The organism is Pseudomonas poae (assembly GCF_001439785.1).
In the GTDB taxonomy this organism is placed as follows: domain Bacteria; phylum Pseudomonadota; class Gammaproteobacteria; order Pseudomonadales; family Pseudomonadaceae; genus Aquipseudomonas; species Aquipseudomonas poae.
Genome location: NZ_JYLI01000025.1, coordinates 1 through 18660, shown reverse-complemented (window position 1 = coordinate 18660; position 18660 = coordinate 1). Strand labels below are relative to the sequence as shown.

Sequence of the window (18660 nt, the reverse complement as noted above, 5' to 3'; positions counted from 1 at the left end):
CCGGCTTCTCGTCATACTTCCTTACACAGTGAGCATTCAGCACTCGCCTACAAGGAGTAGACCCCATGGTTAGCGTCAGTCGTCGTTCCCTTCTCGCCTTTGGCGCCGCATTGCCGGTGCTGGGGCATTTGAACTGGGCGCACGCCAGCCCCGCGCCGGCAACGACTGACACTGTACGGCTCAACTACAACGAAAACCCCTACGGCCCGTCAGCCTCTGCTCGCGATGCGATGCAGCGGGGGATTACAGCGGCGGGGCGTTATCCCTACCCGCACATGTACGCGCTGGCTGCGCTGTTCGCCCAGCAGCAGGGCATCGCCGAAGAGCAGGTGGCGGTGTTTGCCGGCTCCATGGCCGCCCTGCGCTATGCCGTCCTGGCGTTTACCAGCCCCACGCGTGGCCTGGTAATGGCGACACCCTCCTACGAAGTGCCGCGCCAGTCAGCACAGGCGTGGCGCGCGCCCGTGTGCGAGGTGAGCCTGAACGCCGACCATGCCCACGACCTACCCGCCATGCTTGCCGCCGACCCCCAGGCGGGCATGTTGTACCTGTGCAACCCCAACAACCCCACCGGCACCCTGACGCCCATCGAGGCGATCCGGCATGCGCTGGCAAACAAACCCAAGGGCAGCGTGCTGGTGGTGGACGAGGCCTATATCGACTTCTGCGATGCCCCCAGTTGTGTGAACTGGGTGACCGACCACGACGACCTGCTGGTACTGCGAACCTTCTCGAAGATCTACGGCATGGCCGGCGCGCGGGTGGGCCTGGCGGTCGGTCATCCGGCGCTGCTGGAACGGCTGGCGATATTTGGCGGCGATAACGTCCCGGCGGGCTCAAGCCTGATGGGCGCGCAGGCCAGTCTGCAAGACATCAAACTGCTGCCCCAGCGCAAAGCCCTCAATGCCCAGGCGCGGGATGAGACCATCGCCTGGCTGAATGGGCTTGGATTCACCTGCACGGCCTCGCAGAGCAATTGTTTTATGGTCGATGTGAAGCAACCGGCGCAGCAGGTGGTTGAACGGCTGGCGGCACATCACGTGCTGGTTGGGCGGGTGTGGAGCAACTGGCCGCAGTGGATACGGGTGACGGTGGGTAACAAGCGGGAGATGGCGCGCTTTCGCGAGGTATTCGCAGCGCAGGTCGAACGGGTCAGTTGAGATGCCAAAGACTCAATGTGGCAGCCACATCCCTGTGGGCTTCTTGTGGCAAGCCCTAATGCCGTTCAGTTAAGCGCAGATTCCCTGTGGCGAGCAGGCTTGTCCTGCGTTGGGCTGCGCAGCAGCCCCAAAGCCAGGCGCTGAGGCGTATCAGGTACACCGCGTTTTGCTGGATTGGGGGCGCTTCGCACCCCAACGCGGGGCAAGCCCGCTCGCCACAACAAGCCCGCTCGCCACGACATCCCCTCGCATAGTTACTGCTGGGCGATGCTGTAACCGGCAAACGCCGTCTGCTGCTGCAGCGCGGTGATCACGCTCTTGCGGTTCAGCGGCTGTTCTGTGCCTGAATTATCCACAAAGCTCTGGACTTCCAGCTCGGCCTCATCGCCTTCACCTGCGAAGCTGAACCCCAGGAATTCGAATGCCTCACGGTCGACATTGAGCCTGGAACGCGGCGTGCGCAGCGGCAGGGTCACGCTGACGCCATCCTTGCTGATGACGAACACTTCAGCGTCTTTTTTGGTCCGTGCGGCCTTGCTCTTGCCGGCGCTCGGATTGCTGATGGCTTGATGCGACTGGTTCAGCACCTTGAGGGCCAGGCCGTACACCAGTTCCTGAAACTCGGGGTCGTCCTTGAAGCTGGACAGGATGCGGCTGATCGAGAACTTGCTGCTCAGGTCTTCCAGGGCGAGGTTGTCGGCTGCTTCGGCGTCCTTGAGTTGCTTGAGTCGGCCCATCAGGTCATAGGCCTTGTCATCGTCGAAGGCGTCATGAGCCTGGCGGATAGCCACGCGCAACTCGCGGATCTGGTCGCTTTCCTTGGAGGTGTGAAACGCGTCCAGCACCATCTCGCTGATGATCTTGGCTGCAGGCACATGCTGTGAAAGATTGATGGCGTTTTCGTATTCAGCCTTGGCGTGCAAGGTGGCTACGGATTCTTTGAGGTGGGAATCAGGCATTGAAATTTCACTACTTCAGTAAACGGAGACAAAAAAGCGTCGGGCATTTTCAGGGGGGAGGGGGGTGAGGTCAAGGCGGATGCGTGCTACTCGTCCAGTTGCGCGCCTTTGCCGCAAACGAAATAAACTCGCCGGCTCGTTAATAAAAGTCGCGATCTACTCCGAAACCCTGTTCTTGCCCGCCGCCTTGGCCCGGTACAACGCCTGATCGGCGCGCCTCATCAACGCGGCCGCCGATTCCCCCTTCTGACGTTGCGCCACGCCCAGGCTCAAGGTCACGCAAGCAGTGTGCAAGGTGGGCATCTGCGCGATGTGCTGACGAATGTCTTCGGCCGCCCGTTTTGCCGCGTCCAGTGTGGTTCTGGGCAGCACCACCATGAACTCATCGCCGCCCCAACGGGCCGGCAGGTCGCCAGTGCGCATGCCCGCCTTCAAGCCCTCGACCACCCGCAGCAGGGTTTCGTCGCCCATGCCGTGACCGTAATGGTCATTGATCTGCTTGAAGTCATCGAGGTCCATGGCCACCAAGGCCAACGGCAGGCGGAAGCGCTCGGCACGCTCGCATTCTTCCAGCAGGACTTTCTCCAGGCGATAACGGTTAGCGATGTGCGTCAGGGCGTCCTGTTCGGCGAGGACGCGGTTCTCTTCCAGTTGCAGCTGCAGCTGTTGATTGACCCGGGACAGTTCACGGGTGCGTTCGGTTACCAGCGCTTCAAGGGACTGGTTGCGCTTTTGCAGTTGTTCGATGGAGTGTTTGCGCGAATGAATATCACGGTGCGCGCCGACCATGCGCCCTACCGAGCCGTCGGGGTTGCGCGCAATCACATAGCCCCGGTCTTCGATCCACAGGTAGCTGCCGTCTTTTTTTCGACAGCGATATTCGCACTGGTAATGGGGCGCGCGCTGGTTGATGTAGTCATCGAAAACAACCATCACACTGGGGTAATCGTCAGGGTGGATGACGTTCTCCCAGGTAAACACATTGTTTTCCAGGGAGTGGCGGGAGTAACCCAGCATCTCGTACCAGCCGGGGTTGCGGTAGACGAAGCCGGTGTTGGCGTTCCAATCCCAGATTCCGTCGCTGACCAACTCCATGACGGCATGCAGCATGTCGGCGTTGAGGTCGGAAAAGTCGTTGCCCAAGGGGTCATTGCCGGATGTATCGTCCATCTGCGCGCTTCCCTGCGTGTGCTGGCGCCCAAGGCCAGTGTGTGTTGGCGCCGATACTCCGTGGCAGGTCTCACTTTACATGGGGGGCTGTGGGGTTTGAATAGGAGGCGTGTGCTGCTTTAGTGGGATGGCGATTGGCTACTGCTTTGGCATGGATGCACATCTACCCGGTGAGGGTAGTGCGCCCCCTGGCTCTTATAACAGTGGCTCGACCATCCTCGTCCGAGGTCTCCCATCCGCATTGTGCTGGTAGATCGCTTCAGGCTCGCCCTGTTCATTGAAAAACACCTGGCCGATGCCCGCCGAGTTCCACAGCCGTTCCCCGGCTTCGGCATGTTCCGGGATGTGCGGCACCACTTGCATGGTGCGCCGACGAGTGAACCAGTTGAGCGGGGAGCGTGGAGAGTAGAGCCAGCGGTTGAGGCGGTCGAACCATTCCAGCAGGCGCGGGGGAAACTGGTTCTTGATGCCGCTGCTGGTGACCTGCCAGAGTTTGGGGCCGCCGTTGCGGTGGCGGATCAGCACCTGATAGACAAACGAATAATGCACGTCGCCGGAGAGGATCACGTAGTTACCCGGTGTGCGCGAGTGGCGGAAAATATTGAGGATCACTTGGGCCGCGCCGCGATGGGCCATCCAGTTCTCGGCGTCTACCAGCAGGGGGTAACCGCACCAGCTGAAGACCTTTTGCACCGTCTCGATCAGCTTGACGCCAAACACCGGCGCAGGCGAGACGATGATCGCCGAAGGATGGTCCAGCAGCGTCTGCTGCAGCTCGCACAGGGCTTCCCAGTCGAGCAGCCCGGAAGGTTGCTTGAGATTGAATTCGCTGCGCCAGCGCCGGGTGCGGGTGTCGAGTACCACCAACGCCGGGGTGGTGGGCAGCGCGTAATGCCATTGCTGGAATTTCAACAAGGTGTCGATCAATCCATCCTGCGCGGCGGCGTTGAGGTGATTGTTGTGCGCATGGTTGGCGATTGCCTGGGTTTGCTGAACCAGTTCGTCAAACACCTGCGGCTGGTTACCCCAGCCCTGGCAGAGCATGTAGGCGAGCAGCGCATTGCCGATGATGCGCTTGGAGAAGGGATGGCCGTAGGCGGTTTCTTCCCATTGCGCGCTGAGGTTCCAGTCATCGGTAATGTCGTGATCGTCGAAAATCATCAGCGTCGACAGATGCGCCAGCACTCGGGCGACGCCGGGCAGTCCATTGCGGAACCGATCGATCTGCACCTGCTCCTGTGCGTAGCGCGGTTGTTCGTCGGCGTGCAACGGCGGCGGTGCAGGCGTGATCAGGCTCCAGGGCGCAGGCGACCATACCAGCAGGTACATCGCAATCACCTCGGCGAAGGTCACCAGATGATTGTCAGCGGTGCTGCTGGTGAAAATCGGCTTTTTGGTGCCGCCAAAGAACCGCTCGCGCAGGGTCTGGTTGCTCTCCAGCGTCGGCAGCAGGTCGGCGCGATGGTAGTAACTGGCGCGATGCCCGTACAGATTGGCGCTGTCGTCCACCACGGCACCTTCCAGATGCTCATCGAACAGGCCCAGGCGCTCGATCAGCGCGTGAATCGCCCGCAGCATCGGCCCGGCGACATCATCGGCGTACACCTGGTCGCCGCTCATCATCAACAAGGCCGGACGTTCAGCCGGGGAATGGGCGCTTGCCAGCAAACGATCGGCGCACAACAGGCCTTCCTCGGCGCTGTGATGGGGTTTACGGCACGAGCCATGCAGCACTTGGTGCAGGCGGCTGTGCAGCACAAAGCTTGGGCATTCGGTGTCGGGGTACAGCAGATGGGGCGCCCACTCGGCCATGGGACAGGCGTCTACCAGCAGGTCGTAACCGATGCTCACATCCTGCGGCAGGGCGTGGGCCATCGGCACGTCGATCAGGTGGATAAACGCGTGACGGCCGACGGGCACCACTTGGCAATGCGCATCGAGGCCTATGTCCAGGGTTGTGTCGGGCAATCGCAGCCTCAGCACAAGCGTCAGCTCGCGGCTGGCTACCAGCCAGAGCACCAGGCGCCGGGGTTCCAGGCGCCGCAGCAAGGGGCCGGCAAGGACGGAAGGAAGCGACGACTGCTCAGGCATGAAACGGACGACTCACAGTGAGGAACAGGCCCGCAGGATAACGCAGGCCCTGCCGTTTATGTCGCCCGATCCGCCTGCGGGTCAGTTGTGGGCGTCGTCGGTCACCCTGGGCACCGTGAAGCGGAACTCACTGCCGCGCCCCAGCTCACTTTCTGCAACAATTTTGCCGCCGTGGGCCTGGACGATGCCTTGGGTGATGTACAGGCCGAGCCCGCTGCCGGTGGGATTGTTTTCAGCCTGGGTCCAGTAGCGATCGAACACGTAGGGCAGTTGGTCCGCAGCAATGCCTTCACCCGAGTCGCGTACCGAAAACACAATCTCCTCGCCGTTGCTCATGGCGCTGATACCGATGTTGCCCTGGCGTGGGGTGAATTTGATGGCATTGCCGATCAGGTTCGACAGCACCTGAAACAAGCGCTCCGGGTCAGCATTGATCAGCAGGCCGGGCTCGGTGTTGAACGACAGGTCGATACCTTTTTCCATCGCCAGCGGTGCCAGCAGTGAATAGGCCTCTTCGAACATCTGGCTCACATCCAGCGGCACCGGCTTGACCACGTAGCGGCCGGCCTCGATTTTCGATGTGTCGAGCAAGTCTTCCAGCAGCACATTCATGCGCGCCGCTGCCTGTTGCATGGTGTCGATTGCCGAGGAAATCCGCCGCGATGTGTGGGGGCCATCGGAGCTGAAGGCCTTCTGCATCATGCCGCAGAGCATCGAAATCACAGTCATCGGGTTGCGCAGGTCGTGGGACACCACCGCCACCAACTCGTCACGCGCACGCACCGCCTGTTGCTCGCGCAGCACCTGGCGCGACAAGTCGTTTTCCAGGGCCGAGCGTCGCAGATCATTGGCGGCGAACAGGTCGCCGTGGCTCCACTTGGTGGAAATGCCGGCCATCTCCACTTTCCAGATTTCAAACGAGGTGCGTGGGCGAAGGCGCATGCCGGCGTCGGAGCTTTCCAGGTTGAGTGGCTTGCTCGGGTCGCCGCTCCAACTGATGTTTTCCTTCACCTCCGGGCGGAACCACAGCACACCGTTGTCCACAGGCTTGGGCAGGCTCATGGCGAGCACGCCGCTGGCCACTTGCTGGAAGTCGACCGCCGGCGGGTACAGCGCCGCCAGGTTGTGGCTGGCGAACACCGGCTCACCATTCTGTTGCAACCAGCGGTGCAGGGCACGGATTTGCGCCGGCTCCGGGCAGTTGCCGTAACGGTGCAGTTGCTTGTCCTCGATGATTGCCACGCCGCCGGACAAGGTCAGGTCCATCAGCAACTGGCCGCATTGGGCAAGGCCGTCGAATACATTGTTTTTCGACGCTTTCATTGCCTCCTCCAGCAAAGCCAGGGTGTCGACTTTTTCTTCGCGCTGGCGGCTCAGCTCCAGGGCCTCCATGGCGCTGATTTGCAGCGACAGCACCTGGCCGATGGTCTGGCAGGCGGTACGCAACTCGTGCGGCACCAACAGCGGCTCACGGTTGCCGCAACTGATCAGGCCCCAGAGCTTGTCGCCCTTCATCAGCGAAATGCTCATGGACGACAGCACGCCCATGTTCTGCATGTACTGGCAGTGAATCGGCGACACGCTGCGCAACGTGGCGAAGCTCAGGTCCAGCGGCTGGTCGATGTCCGGGCGCAGCTTGGGCAACAGTGGCACCGGTTCGTAGGCCGCATTCGGGATAATGCGCAGCCAGTTGGTGCGGTACAGCTCGCGGGCTTGCTCGGGGATGTCGGACGCGGGGAAGAACAGACCGTTGAACAGTTCCATGGACGGCGCGGACGCTTCGGCGATCACCTGTCCATGGCCTTCCTCTTCAAAACGGTAGATCAGCACGCGGTCGTAACCGGTCATCGCCTGGATTTCGGTCACGCTGATTTCGTACAGCGCCTGCAGGGTTTTCGCCGATTGCAGGCGTTGCAGCATCTTGCCCAGGTTGCTGGTGCGACCCTCAAGCGCTCGTGGCTGGAAGTCCTCAAGCCGTGGCTCGAATTCCAGCACCAGTACGCGCTGATGACGGTGCAGCAGGCCCAGAAACTGCGCGCCATTGACGTTGACATGCAGGGGCGGTGCGTCGGCGAACGTATTGTGCGCGGCCATGCTGTGCACGACCTGGGCGTGCTCGGCGCCGATCAGCGTGTGCAGCGGTTGGCCCAGCAGCGACTCGGGCGTGTGGCCGAACAGGGTGCTGACATTGGCACTGACCTGGATGATGTTCAGGTCGGGCTCCGACAGCGTCAGCAGCACGCCGTGGGGCTGAATCGCCCCGGGAAAGCGAATGGGCTCGTCGGCACAGTTGGCAAGCAGCTCTTCGAAATCTTCGGTTTTCATAGCAGTACCTCCTGGCGGTCGAGCCATTGCTCAAAGCCGCTGAATGTTGAGCGGGCAGCGATCACGGCGCGTTGTTTGTCAGCCGCGTCCAGTGTCTGCCGGTCCAGGTAATCAAGAAATGTTTTCCAGCGCCGTCCGGTCTCGGCGCCATATACATCAAGAAATGCGCCACCGTTGTCGGCATCCACGCCCAGGCGTTGAGCCATCTCCCGACGCAATACCTGGCCTCCGAGGGTCGCGCCTTCCAGCACATACAGGGCACCGAGGCAGGCTGCGGGGGTGTCGAAAGTCGGGAGATCGGTCCAGCGGGGCAGGGCGCTGATGGCGGCGTCGTTCAGGCCGAGGGCGTGAAGGTCACTGATCAATGTCGGCGTTTTCTCACGCAACGATGTGTCAAAACCTTCGGGGATCAAGCCGCTATCGTGCAGCGCTGCTTCAATCGGCGCATAGAAGCCGAAGTACGCCTGCAGCAGACGTCGATACCACTGGGCATCCAGGCGCTCGGAAAAAAACGGCATACGTTTTTCCAGTGCGACGTGCAGCAGGCCAGTGCCCGTGCGCAGCGCTTCCAGCAGAGGTGGCGCACCAACGTCATGGGCCTGTGAGTGCATTCAGTAAGCTCGAACTGTGGGCCTGTGGGCCATGAATGACGCGTGAAAATGGGCGACAATTCTACACAACTCGGTGCAGCCAACTGTACGCACGAGGCGAAATGGCTGACAGGCGGATCAGAAAAGTCGCTCCTTGCTGACTAAATGACCGCAATAACGAACTCGAAGTTCGGTTTGAGTGATGTCGCGACGCTATCAATGCATCGAAACACCCTGTTGAGTCAATGCCGTCTGCACGCATTCAATCAGATGTCGGGCACTCCAGGGTTTGGGCAGAAAGCGTACCGAACCGCCCAGCTCCTCGGCGATCCTGGTATTGCCGGAGGTCAACAGCACCTGCACCTCGGGCCAGCGGTGCGCAACCACGCGGCTCAAGTCATAGCCATTGAGCAAACCGGGCATCTGCACGTCACTGACAATCAGGTCCACGGGCTCGTCGCCTTGCTCCAGGTAAATCATGCCTTCATCCGCCGAAGGAAACGACGTCACCACCGCGCCGAAATCTTCCAGCACATCCACCATCAACGCCCGAATGATTTCGTCGTCTTCCAATACCAAAATCGATGGCTGAGCCATGATCCTTACTCCACCATCAGGGGTTCAGTAAGGTGGAGTGGGCAGTGGTCGATTAGGTTCGATTGGATGTTTTTTAAACGATGGGTGGTCGGTTGGAGGGGCTGAATTGCGTGCGTGCAGGGAGACGCGGCACCGGCATCGATCCACGGGCGGTGTGAACCGGCATGGGATTCTGACAACAGGCATAATTGCCGGTAACCGCCGATGGGGAGTTTCCATGAAATACGCATTGATCGTTCTAGCCCTTTTACTGAGTACCCCTTCAGCCTTTGCCGCTGGCGATGCAGAAGCGGGTGGCAAGCTCTTCGCCAAGACCTGCGGCGGATGCCACAGCGTCGGTGAAGGCGCGCGGGGCGGCTTCGGACCGGAGTTGAACGGCATTATCGGCAGGCCCGCAGGCGTCACTACCGATTACCAATATTCCGACGCGATGAAGAATTCGGGTGTGGTTTGGACGCGGGACAAGCTTGCAGCCTATATCGAAGACCCGAAAGCGGTGGTGAGCGGGACGCGGATGATTTTCTGGGGGATCAGTGATCGGGAGAAGATTGAAAATCTTCTGTCGTACCTCGAAACATTCCAACCCAAGTAGTCACGGAAAACGGCGTTGATGCAACCTGCTCAAGGAATTCTGATGGAACGGCCTCTCCTTAAGTTAGCCCGCAGTCACGGTCTCGCGCACCCTGCGAAACTCGATAAGTTTGTCGTAACGGACTGGGTCGAAAAATACGAACAGTTACGCAATGGGCAGGAAGTGGAGCGAGGCTTTCTCAATGGCGCTGTGTGGCTCAATAACCTCTTTAATTATGTGAAGCTTGCGCGGGTTCAATTCTCTTTCAATGCAGACCTGGCATTGACGTACGACGCGCTGATTGGCGCACATGTCGCCGCAGCCAATCATTTTTTTTACGCAATGTCGTCCGAGCAGCGCCGGATGATGGAGGCTAATCCTGCATCTTCTCTGGAAGAGATATTGTCCTATCGGTCTCTGTTGACCAACAGCGAACTCGGGATGGAGCCCGAAAAGCTCAACATGCACCGGCTTGACTCCCTCTGCGGCCCAATCTGGGATCTTTACCAGAATCGCAATGACTTGCGTGCTCTGTACCCTGACGGCTGCCCGCATTCCTTGAGTGCCATGGACTTTTTTTTCAACGAGAACGTGCTCGTCCAGATGACTCACAGTTTCAAGAGGATCTGGCAGGAGTTGCTCTATGGTGGCATGGAGTTTTGTGCGGATAAAAATGGCGTGGTGCTTTCATCCACTTCCCAGAAAGCGGATTTGATCAAGGCCGTTTATGAGTATCGACGCGACCATGGTAACGGCGCTGCCGGGCTGTACATAGCCAGCGACTTCAGGCGATTCCACGCAATCATCACCCAGTTTCTGGCGGGCATGCGGTATATCCAATGCGATGAAGAGGGCGGGCTGTCGCTGGTGCCGTGGTCTGATCTAAGCGAAAACGTGAAAAAAGCCGCGCTTTATGCGCGGATGGTCCCCTATTACATGCTCGACGGTTATTTGCTTCCGTTGTTCGAAGCGGCGCAGCGCTCACGCGATACTTCGCCTGAGTGCAGGCACCTGCTGTTGGCCTGGCTTCATTTGTCCGTATTTGCCGCAAACCTCAAGGAGCGCGACGAAAATAAGCCGGACCCGACGGATTGGGACAGCCTTCTGACGTTATGCCCACGGGTTTCCCAAGAAGTGTTGGTTGCCAGGCTGACCGAGTGCATGGGGCTTGATCGCCAACAGATGAACGCGGTGGTCGAGGTGCTGACTTACGAGGCGAAAAGCCTACAACACGACCTTTGGTCGAGGCCGTTGATCAAGGTGGATGATGACTTTTTGATCCCGGTGGCCGCGCTATTAACAGCCAGCATTCCGAGAAACTTTGATATCTGGTTCCAGGAGGTCGACCCCGACCCGAAACGCCGAGGAAAGTTGTTCGAGCGATACCTTCTTGGGGTTCTGGAAGAGTGCCGCGCTTCAAACAGGATACTCACCAACCTGAACTGGTTGGGCGCGGTCGAGTTCAAGTGTGCAAGTGTTGCCGAGGAAATCGATCTGGTTTTTTCGTTCGGCAACCTGTTGGTGGTCTGTGAACTCAGGAGCCGAAGAGCACCGATTACCCCGTTGGACTATCACAATGATCTGAATGACAAAAACGGTATTGCTCGCAAAGCCAATCAGGCGCTTAAGAAAACGCGTCATGTCAAAGCCGGCTTGAAGGACTTTTGCAGCCAGTATTTTCCGCAGCTTCTGACCTTGCCTGAGGTAGTGGTGATGCCGCTGGTGATTGTCAGTGGTCAATACCATGCAGGTTTCCCATGCAATGATGTGCCGGTGTTGGATGTGCACCTGCTCAAGCACTTCCTCAAGGATGCACAGGCCCGTTTTGGCGGGCAGCCCGGTTCCGATGTCGACCATCAATATGGGTTTTCGCTGTACAGCGATCTCGAGCAAGCACAGCGCGGTTTCGCCGCGTATGCCGCTGACCCGGCGCTGATCAAGATCCTCCGCGCCCTGGTCAAACCCCGCCTGCATAACCATCCGATACCCGGCAGTGATTTGCCGCCCGTACGCAGTCTGTTTTACACGCTGTCAGACATTTCATTCGACGAGTACCTGGCCGCGGCCAATTCGGTGTCAGGTGGGCGTCTGGAAAAAATGTACGACTGAGGACGTTGGCGTCGATGGTCGCTTAAGGTTGTTCGCGTACATTTCTGAACAGCATCAACCGCGCGCTTTCATGCAGCCCACACGTGAGCGCCTGCAAGCGTTGAAACTCAACCCGGTTTGCCACCGAGTGCAACTCACCGAGCTGGTACGCGAAGAGCTGGCTGAGCTGGCGCCGTTGGCGATGGAAAAGGGTGAGGAACTGGTGCTGGAAGACAACGAGGATTGCTGGGTAGAAACCGAACCGATAGCGCTGGCCATTGCCCTGCAGCACCTGGTGACCAACGCCCTCAACTTTTCCCCGCCGGGAAGCGAAGTAAAAGTGGTGATAGGTACCCACTGCCTGAGCGTACAAGACCAGGGCCGGGCATTGAAGAAGCCGAAATAGAGCGCCTGTCCGAACGCTTTTACAGCCGTGGCAATGCCAATGGTGCCGGGCTCGGGTTGGCGATAGTGGAAATGATCGCCAGCAAAATCGGCTGCCGCCTGGCGTTGCACAACCGGGAGCAGGGCAGCTTGTGCGCGCGGTTGGTGTTTGATATTTCGGAGCCGGCGAATCGGGTGTTGATTGAGGTGGCGCGGGGTGAGGTTAAGGCAAGTTAGTTGGACGGACCGAACAAATGCGGATGCTGCGCTTGGAAGGATTTAAAGGTTTGATACTTCCAGCGCTCTCCACCAGAGGCTTCATCGGTTGTGCTGACTTCGCCGAAGTACCAATGTTCAGATTCAAAGGTGTTTCCCTCTTCATCCTCATGAGTGAAGTAAAAACCAACTTCGTGGAGGCCCGGCGGCAGGGTCAAGCCCCATTCGCTGACGAGGCTTCGGCCGGTAATGCGGGTTTGACGGAAGTACTCGTAGTCGAAGGGTTGAGTGTGGCCGAGATAGCGGGCTTTGTCGGTGTAGACACAGACTCGGCTTGAGAACGTGTCTGGGACCATGATGCAGGCGACGACCCAGCACTCAGGGTCATCGCCTGATCGTGCTTCAAGCAAGTGACCTGCAACCTTGATCAACTGTTGAGCACAATGCGCCAGAATTTCCGGTGTGGTTTGCTCACCTTCAACAAGATTTTCGATAACCGGAATTTTTATGTTTATGTAGTCGGGTTGCGGCGGTAACTCTTCGTAAAAGCAGCCTTCGAAGCTATTTGCCCACCGGGTAAGGGCTCTGAGGTGCCTGGGGATATTGCGGAGTTTTTTGTTTGTCAGTGACAGTCTGCGCATGAGGCTGAATTCTCTAAGTCTGCGTTATTCGTTTGCGTTTTCGTAATCAAACGCGATGAAGTAGTCGTTTTCTGAAAGAGCAATTTCATGAGAGAAGCGTGTCTGTATCAGTGACAGCCACTCCGGACGCAGCTCAAACATGCCGTTATTGATATCCTCTCTCACCGACAGCCCAAGCTCGGAAATTACTGAATAGTCGTCTCCTAAATCCGCTGAGTCCTCCATTCCGCACAGCCGCTCTGTGGTTCTGTCGAACCATTCCAATCTCACTTTTAGTCCCATGTTGCCCTCACAGGTATTTTTTGATATTTCGTTTTTTTTTTCGGCCCTTTTAGTTGCTCACCCGTTAGGTGGCTGAACGCACCTATATGGCTTCCATCACTGGCTAGATAAACTTCCAACTCTCCATGCTGTGAGTCCCACTCATAGATCCTCCGACCCTTTTCCTCAACCCAGCGCTCTCTCAGCCCGGCACCTCCCTGCCTGGGAGTCATGGGTTTTGCTTTTATCAAGTTTTCAAAGCCAGTTATTTGTTCAGTGTTAGGCGCCTTGTGGTACTTGTGATCCCCTGCCCGAACACTCACCACCACATACAGCGGCCGAACCCCCGATTCCACCGGGAACACCAGAATAAAATCCCGATACTGCGGTGGATAAATCGGGTTCACCAGAATCTGTGCGGCCTTCTCCGTCGGCGGATAAATCCAGATCACCGGCGCCTGCGGCGCAGCTTCCAATGCCGGAATACCTAACGTGTCACTGGGATCAACCGCAGGCGTCCAGATCAGCTCCACGCCCTCACCCAAATCCGCCACAAACTGATCGCCACGGCTTTGAAACTGCACCACATCAATCATCTGCCACGCGGCATGATTGCCCGTGTAAAACCCATACCCTTTGAGCGTGCCGTCCTCACGTTGCTCGATATGCAACCGCATCTGCGAACGCGCTCGTTGCATCGAACGCAACTGCTCCTCGCTGTACAGCGCGCTATCACCCAGCGCCGAAGGCCAAGCCAGCGCCACCAACCCCGTCAGCAGGCCTCCGGCGACGGACCCTACGGCAGTGGCCGCCGACTCCCAAACAGCTGAACGCAATGCCAGCTGCCCCAAGCCTGCGGGCAATGTGCTGCCGCTGATTTTGCGCAAGGCGACTGCGCCTCGGCTGTCCACCTCACGTCCACCCAGCAGGCTTAAATGGCCGTACTCCCTGATCAGCTCCAACGGCACATACCCGGCCGGGTTGAAGTAATGAGTGACGCCGTCAGGCAGTTGGCAAGGCTTGATGAAAACGCAGCCTTGAGGTTTGGCTGGCTCGGGTATTGGAGCAGGCGATGGCTCGAAAAAATCAAAAGACGGCGAATACGGCACACGCGATGGCTGCGGGGTCAGGATCCGTCGCTTGCGTAAATCTTCTTCGGTGGGTGGGTAAAAGCGCTCTGACATGAAGGGCTCACTTCCTTGTGCGAGGGAGTGAGCCTACGAGGTAGGCAAAGAGGCGAATATCGTCTTTGTTCGCTGCTGGGCGTGGGAAAAGTGGACTGATGCCCAGTCGGTGCCTTTTCCATCACCGCCGAATGCTTCTGTGGCGAGCGGGCTTGCCCCGCGTTGGGGTGCGAAGCGCCCCTAATCCAGCAAAACGCGGTGTACCTGATACGGCTCAGCGCCTGGTTTTGGGGCTGCTGCGCAGCCCAACGCAGGACAAGCCTGCTCGCCACAAAATCCCTGTCTGTGGGGGGCAAGCGTTCGATCGACGTTGTGCAGATACAGCCTGCTGATCAGCCGAGCAAGTGCCTGGAAATCAACCGTGAGATTTCCACAATCGACGTCTTGCCGGTGAATTCGAATTTCACTTTGCCCAGCGACGAAAAGTAGATTTCCAGCTCCGAGTCCAGATCGAAGGTGCCGGAGGTTTCTACGGAGTACGCCACAATGTTTTTGTACGGCAGCGAGGTGAAGTCCTTCTTGCTGCCGGTAATCCCCTGCACGTTCACCGCAATGATGCGCTGGGTGGTGAAGACCACGCCGTCGCGCATGGCCTTGTAGGCGTCGACCACTTCTTCGCCGTCCAGCAGCAGCGCCGATACGCGTTCGGCGTATTCGTTGTTTTGCTTGAGCTTGAAGAAACCTTTGTTGTTGAAGTCGATCATCTGCCTGTCCTGGGTGGGTGGTGTTTCAAACGGGTGCCGGTGTATGGCGTTTTGCTTGTGGATCTGTATCTGACGCGCGGGATTTGTACGCTCTACCATGGCGGCCCTGTCGAAGGATTCCACGCCGGCAGAACAAAAATCCAGGAGCCAAACAATGCCCGATATGTCCAGCTTGCTTGCCTACGGCCTGATCTCACTCGGCATGGTGCTGACGCCCGGGCCGAACATGATTTACCTCATTTCCCGCTCGATCTGCCAGGGGCGCATGGCCGGGCTGATTTCCCTGAGCGGCGTTGCATTGGGTTTTGTCGTGTACATGCTGTGCGCGGCGCTGGGGATCACGGCGTTGCTCATGGCCGTTCCCTTTGCCTACGACGCGTTGCGCCTTGGTGGCGCGCTGTATCTGGCCTACCTCGCGTGGCAGGCGATCAGGCCGGGCGGACGGTCACCTTTCCAAGTGCGCGACCTGCCCAAGGACAGCCCGCGCAAGTTGTTCACCATGGGCCTGGTCACCAACCTGCTCAATCCCAAAGTGGCGGTGATGTACCTGTCGTTGCTGCCTCAGTTCATCGACCCGAACGGTCATGGCAGCGTGCTTGCGCAGTCCCTGGTGCTGGGCTTCACACAGATTTTCATCAGCGTGAGCGTCAACGCAGTGATCGCCTGCATGGCAGGTTCGATTGCGGTGTTCTTTGTCACTCGGCCGCGCTGGCAGATGGTGCAACGCTGGGTGATGGGGTCGGTGTTGATGGGGTTGGCGGTGCGGATGGTGGTGGAGGGGCGGCGGTAAGCGACCACCTCACAGGATTGCTTTCAGGTACTGCTTGAGCGCGTCGAGCGGGGCCGTGAGTGCTTCAAACGTAGGCGCCTGGCGCACGTCCGTCGCCAGCCGTTGCAGTTCACGGCCCATTACCGTGTTCGGGCCGCCCAGTGCCACCAGGGCCAGCGCGATGCACTCGCTGATTTTTTGCTGAGTTGTAGCGAGATCGCCCTTGCGTACGAGTAATCCAAACACCTCCCGCTCATACCCATCCATCACCAGATCATCCCGCAAAACCGGGCTGCCGCCGTCTGTCTCGTGCACAAGCTTAAGTGCAAAGAGCGCAACCGCTTCCAGCGTCAATTCCATGGTTTGGGTCCTGGTTCATTGGGAGGAGGGCGATGATCACTGTTCTGTGTCTGAAAAAAAAGACCCAGGCGCCGTACAACGGGGCTCGCGCGCCCGCAAAGGGCAATCCAAGGAACAATACTAATTAGCCATGCTCCAACTCGCCATGCATCCGGTTCTCGGAGACCCAGAGTGCGGAGCTAACTCGCGCTGCCTTAACAGCGGCGCCTCTCCTTCATGAAAAGGACGCAACTACCATGCAGCCATCTCCCACCCAGGCACCTTCGGCCACCGGCGAACTGATTGCCAGCTTCCGTCACGGCAAAGGCTTTCTGATGTTCAGTTTGATCTTTGGCGTCGTGCTGTTGGGCCTCGCCGTGTTTGTGCTGTACCTGGGAACCATTTTGCCCGCAGGCAGTGAAGGCCCCTTAGCCGGCGAGACTTCCCGCGGCCTGTCATTCAGCTTCAGCAGCCCACAGACGCTGATCTACGCCACCAGCGCCTTGCTCGCGGTGATCGCATTGGGCGTGTTTGCGGCCTACGCCTGGCACAAGAGACTGCGCGCACCGGTCTACAACGTGTTCGAGCTGGGCATCGAGCGTATCGTCAACGATCAGCGCCACTAAACCGCATTTGCCGATATCGAAGACCTGTACCTGTTCGGCTCCGGGCAAACCGCGATGACCGGCATGATCACCAATCTGGCCTATCGCCGTAATGCGTCCGAGCCGTTTCACCGCGTGATCGAAGGCCTCAAGGGCTTTTACCAATTCCAGCAACTGGTACGTGAGCGTCACGTACTCGCGCGCATGCCGGCAGTGGTCGCGACGCTGGAGGCGGGCGGGTCGGTGACGTTCAACTGCATCAATTCAGGACAGGTCTGGGGCAAGCGAGTGAGCGGCAATTTTCTGAAAATCACCACCTCGCCGATTCTCGTCAGCCGTACGTTTTTACACTACAAGGGCGAGAACGTGTCGATGGCATCGTTGCGTACCGTCGACCTCAATGCCTGGACTGAAAATGTGGTGATCAAGGACGAGAGCGGCAAAGTGGTGCTGTCGACGATTGCCACGGGGATCTTGAGCCATGACGTGTTTCTAAACACGCTTGATGCGTTGTTTGCCGCACAAGAGCCAGCGCGCGAGCTGGTCTGAGCCGAGATTACCCTGTTGAGACACTCTCACCCACCGCTCTGCAGGGGCGATCGGGTTCCACCCCTCTCGGCAGCAAAAAAATGGAACCGCTTTTGGGCACGCTCGCCTAATGATTAGCCTGTGGATAATTCCCCAGGCGGCGTGCCAATACCGGCATCCTTCGAGAGGTGGTCAACGTGGCTAAAGACGAGAAGAAAAGCAAAGGCGAGTCTTCGAAAGCCAGTAAGGAATTGAAAGACAAGAAGTCATCACCGGCAAAAAAATCAGCAGCGGCCGCGACCCTTTCGAAATCTTCCGAGAAGAAAGACAAGAAAAAAGATGCTGAGCCGAAGAAAGCTGTGAAGAAGGCGGATAGCAAGCCGGAAAAGGCCAAGAAGGCAGAGAAGGCGGAAAAGCCTGCCAAGAAGAAAAAGTGACAGCTGGCAGGTTTTAAGGCCTGACCATTCACTTTCCTGCAGACGAAAAAAAAGACCTTGAATTTCAAGGTCTTTTTTTAAGATGGTGCCCGAGGGAGACTCGTGCGTTCCATATAAAACGCTGCTTGTAGGCAGATTATCCAGTTAGGGATACAGCTAGGGATACACAACGCTTGTCACTGAACCGGACCTTCTGCGGGATTGATGTTAACTCTGAAAAAATTTTCATCAATCGAAGCCTGGTAGCAAGTGATGTGCTCAAGGTCAGCACTTCCACGGATCAGGCTTAAAATCTCCTGCCTTGTTTCTTTTGGCATCCTTGAACCAAGGATTACAGATTTGATGCTAGAGGTTGGGAAAGCGAATAGATGGAAGCTTTTTCCGCCGAAATTCAAAACTGTAGATGCGTCGCTCAAGTCAACCATCATTCGCCACTCTCGCTCGTATGCCCAGTGTTCACTTTTCGTGAGCAAGGCTTTCATGTCTGCCTTATCAAATGTAAGTGATGGCCGGATGTTCGAGTAATGGACAGGCCTCAGGTGTCTGAGCTCATCTTTTTTGGTGCGTCGCTGGTGGAAGAAGAGCGCTTCTGGATCAAATTCGATTGCGAACCCTTCATGAGAGCAAGCGTAATGTGCCCACATCAAGAGATCGTCAGGTGCCTCCGTTAAACAAAGGATGCCGATTCGTTTTTCCATCTCACTGTTGAAGCGCGCGTGTAGATCAGGCATTAGCCTCTTGATGGTACTGACGAAACCAACGTCCCTTGAGACCATTTGCGCACGCACTACCGCCTCAACCTGAGCTTCGGTGACTAGATGCCGTTGATGGTGCGGTAGTTCTGCAACCGTATCTGCAATCAGCTGTGGTAGGAGGTTTTTGAACGAGCCCCATGAAAGACAGGACACCGTTTCCCCCTTACGATAAGGGATAGGCAAACGGTTATGTTTATGACTAATAGCAACGACAAGAGTGGGGAGCTTTTGGGCCAGGAGCGGCGGCGCCGCTGGAGCCCGGAGCAAAAACTGGCCATGGTTCGCG

Annotated in this window: 18 protein-coding genes and 2 pseudogenes; 8 read left to right on the top strand and 12 right to left on the bottom strand. The window is 58.0% G+C overall.

Annotated features, from left to right (window positions below; all coding sequences use genetic code 11):
* Window positions 1-65 precede the first annotated feature (65 nt).
* Window positions 66-1160 (top strand): pyoverdine biosynthesis transaminase PtaA, encoded by a 1095-nt coding sequence (gene ptaA, locus TU75_RS23395; RefSeq protein ID WP_060550283.1) that lies wholly within the window; start codon window positions 66-68, stop codon window positions 1158-1160.
* Between the two features lie 254 nt (window positions 1161-1414).
* Here ptaA and TU75_RS23390 read toward each other — a convergent pair whose 3' ends face one another.
* From TU75_RS23390 to TU75_RS23365, 6 genes are all read right to left on the bottom strand, one after another.
* A complete protein-coding gene (locus TU75_RS23390) occupies window positions 1415-2119 on the bottom strand; it encodes a hypothetical protein (protein WP_060550282.1) in 705 nt (234 codons plus the stop codon).
* 156 nt (window positions 2120-2275) lie between these two features.
* Complete coding sequence (locus TU75_RS23385) at window positions 2276-3289, bottom strand: sensor domain-containing diguanylate cyclase (RefSeq protein WP_060550281.1); 1014 nt, start codon at window positions 3287-3289, stop codon at window positions 2276-2278.
* Between the two features lie 195 nt (window positions 3290-3484).
* On the bottom strand, window positions 3485-5380 hold the full coding sequence (locus TU75_RS23380) for an alkaline phosphatase D family protein (protein WP_060550280.1): 1896 nt from the start codon (window positions 5378-5380) through the stop codon (window positions 3485-3487).
* Between the two features lie 81 nt (window positions 5381-5461).
* Window positions 5462-7705: an ATP-binding protein gene (locus tag TU75_RS23375; protein ID WP_060550279.1), complete on the bottom strand. Its 2244-nt coding sequence runs from the start codon at window positions 7703-7705 to the stop codon at window positions 5462-5464.
* Entirely contained in the window at window positions 7702-8316 is a 615-nt protein-coding gene (locus tag TU75_RS23370; protein WP_060550278.1) for a biliverdin-producing heme oxygenase, read from the bottom strand. Before TU75_RS23370 ends, TU75_RS23375 begins: the two co-directional genes overlap by 4 nt.
* 195 nt (window positions 8317-8511) lie before the next feature.
* Complete coding sequence (locus TU75_RS23365) at window positions 8512-8892, bottom strand: response regulator (protein ID WP_015372925.1); 381 nt, start codon at window positions 8890-8892, stop codon at window positions 8512-8514.
* Window positions 8893-9109: 217 nt separating this feature from the next.
* Between TU75_RS23365 and TU75_RS23360 the strand changes: the two genes are divergently transcribed.
* The 3 genes and pseudogenes from TU75_RS23360 to TU75_RS28225 form a co-directional block, all read left to right on the top strand.
* Window positions 9110-9484: a c-type cytochrome gene (locus TU75_RS23360; protein WP_060550277.1), complete on the top strand. Its 375-nt coding sequence runs from the start codon at window positions 9110-9112 to the stop codon at window positions 9482-9484.
* Window positions 9485-9526: 42 nt separating this feature from the next.
* Window positions 9527-11572 carry a Rho GTPase-activating protein gene (locus TU75_RS23355; RefSeq protein WP_003238414.1) on the top strand — a complete coding sequence of 682 codons (2046 nt, stop codon included), beginning with the start codon at window positions 9527-9529 and terminating at the stop codon, window positions 11570-11572.
* Window positions 11573-11678: 106 nt separating this feature from the next.
* Window positions 11679-12172, top strand: a pseudogene (locus TU75_RS28225) (sensor histidine kinase); the annotation flags it as partial.
* Here TU75_RS28225 and TU75_RS27110 read toward each other — a convergent pair.
* The 4 genes and pseudogenes from TU75_RS27110 to TU75_RS23325 all read right to left on the bottom strand — a co-directional run bounded on the left by TU75_RS27110 (window position 12169) and on the right by TU75_RS23325 (window position 14941).
* On the bottom strand, window positions 12169-12792 hold the full coding sequence (locus TU75_RS27110; RefSeq protein ID WP_082630543.1) for a DUF3916 domain-containing protein: 624 nt from the start codon (window positions 12790-12792) through the stop codon (window positions 12169-12171). The pseudogene TU75_RS28225 and the gene TU75_RS27110 overlap by 4 nt on opposite strands.
* Window positions 12793-12816: 24 nt before the next feature.
* Complete coding sequence (locus TU75_RS23335; protein ID WP_003238422.1) at window positions 12817-13074, bottom strand: colicin E3-like toxin immunity protein; 258 nt, start codon at window positions 13072-13074, stop codon at window positions 12817-12819.
* A gap of 7 nt (window positions 13075-13081) precedes the next feature.
* Window positions 13082-14237, bottom strand: a pseudogene (locus tag TU75_RS23330) (S-type pyocin domain-containing protein).
* 332 nt (window positions 14238-14569) lie between these two features.
* Entirely contained in the window at window positions 14570-14941 is a 372-nt protein-coding gene (locus tag TU75_RS23325; protein WP_057007296.1) for a PH domain-containing protein, read from the bottom strand.
* Window positions 14942-15095: 154 nt separating this feature from the next.
* Between TU75_RS23325 and TU75_RS23320 the strand changes: the two genes are divergently transcribed.
* Window positions 15096-15731, top strand: a complete 636-nt coding sequence (locus TU75_RS23320) for a LysE family translocator (RefSeq protein ID WP_060550274.1) — start codon at window positions 15096-15098, stop codon at window positions 15729-15731.
* 9 nt (window positions 15732-15740) lie between these two features.
* On the opposite strand, the gene TU75_RS23315 is transcribed toward TU75_RS23320, so the two are convergent.
* On the bottom strand, window positions 15741-16070 hold the full coding sequence (locus TU75_RS23315) for a hypothetical protein (RefSeq protein WP_003238429.1): 330 nt from the start codon (window positions 16068-16070) through the stop codon (window positions 15741-15743).
* A gap of 236 nt (window positions 16071-16306) precedes the next feature.
* Here TU75_RS23315 and TU75_RS28220 point away from each other — a divergent pair, with 236 nt between their 5' ends.
* From TU75_RS28220 to TU75_RS23305, 3 genes are all read left to right on the top strand, one after another.
* On the top strand, window positions 16307-16675 hold the full coding sequence (locus TU75_RS28220) for a hypothetical protein (protein WP_231981899.1): 369 nt from the start codon (window positions 16307-16309) through the stop codon (window positions 16673-16675).
* 63 nt (window positions 16676-16738) lie between these two features.
* Entirely contained in the window at window positions 16739-17203 is a 465-nt protein-coding gene (locus TU75_RS28215) for a hypothetical protein (protein WP_231981900.1), read from the top strand.
* A gap of 167 nt (window positions 17204-17370) precedes the next feature.
* On the top strand, window positions 17371-17619 hold the full coding sequence (locus TU75_RS23305; RefSeq protein ID WP_041931524.1) for a hypothetical protein: 249 nt from the start codon (window positions 17371-17373) through the stop codon (window positions 17617-17619).
* Between the two features lie 176 nt (window positions 17620-17795).
* Here the strand turns inward: TU75_RS23305 and TU75_RS23300 are convergent.
* Window positions 17796-18660 (bottom strand): DUF2971 domain-containing protein (locus tag TU75_RS23300; protein ID WP_060550273.1); only part of this gene is annotated, 865 nt, incomplete at its 5' end.

Coding starts and splice junctions, on each gene's coding strand:
- ptaA (WP_060550283.1), top strand. CDS start 66: ATGGTTAGCGTCAGTCGTCGTTCCCTTCTCGCCTTTGGCGCCGCATTG.
- TU75_RS23390 (WP_060550282.1), bottom strand. CDS start 2,119: ATGCCTGATTCCCACCTCAAAGAATCCGTAGCCACCTTGCACGCCAAG.
- TU75_RS23385 (WP_060550281.1), bottom strand. CDS start 3,289: ATGGACGATACATCCGGCAATGACCCCTTGGGCAACGACTTTTCCGAC.
- TU75_RS23380 (WP_060550280.1), bottom strand. CDS start 5,380: ATGCCTGAGCAGTCGTCGCTTCCTTCCGTCCTTGCCGGCCCCTTGCTG.
- TU75_RS23375 (WP_060550279.1), bottom strand. CDS start 7,705: ATGAAAACCGAAGATTTCGAAGAGCTGCTTGCCAACTGTGCCGACGAG.
- TU75_RS23370 (WP_060550278.1), bottom strand. CDS start 8,316: ATGCACTCACAGGCCCATGACGTTGGTGCGCCACCTCTGCTGGAAGCG.
- TU75_RS23365 (WP_015372925.1), bottom strand. CDS start 8,892: ATGGCTCAGCCATCGATTTTGGTATTGGAAGACGACGAAATCATTCGG.
- TU75_RS23360 (WP_060550277.1), top strand. CDS start 9,110: ATGAAATACGCATTGATCGTTCTAGCCCTTTTACTGAGTACCCCTTCA.
- TU75_RS23355 (WP_003238414.1), top strand. CDS start 9,527: ATGGAACGGCCTCTCCTTAAGTTAGCCCGCAGTCACGGTCTCGCGCAC.
- TU75_RS27110 (WP_082630543.1), bottom strand. CDS start 12,792: ATGCGCAGACTGTCACTGACAAACAAAAAACTCCGCAATATCCCCAGG.
- TU75_RS23335 (WP_003238422.1), bottom strand. CDS start 13,074: ATGGGACTAAAAGTGAGATTGGAATGGTTCGACAGAACCACAGAGCGG.
- TU75_RS23325 (WP_057007296.1), bottom strand. CDS start 14,941: ATGATCGACTTCAACAACAAAGGTTTCTTCAAGCTCAAGCAAAACAAC.
- TU75_RS23320 (WP_060550274.1), top strand. CDS start 15,096: ATGCCCGATATGTCCAGCTTGCTTGCCTACGGCCTGATCTCACTCGGC.
- TU75_RS23315 (WP_003238429.1), bottom strand. CDS start 16,070: ATGGAATTGACGCTGGAAGCGGTTGCGCTCTTTGCACTTAAGCTTGTG.
- TU75_RS28220 (WP_231981899.1), top strand. CDS start 16,307: ATGCAGCCATCTCCCACCCAGGCACCTTCGGCCACCGGCGAACTGATT.
- TU75_RS28215 (WP_231981900.1), top strand. CDS start 16,739: ATGATCACCAATCTGGCCTATCGCCGTAATGCGTCCGAGCCGTTTCAC.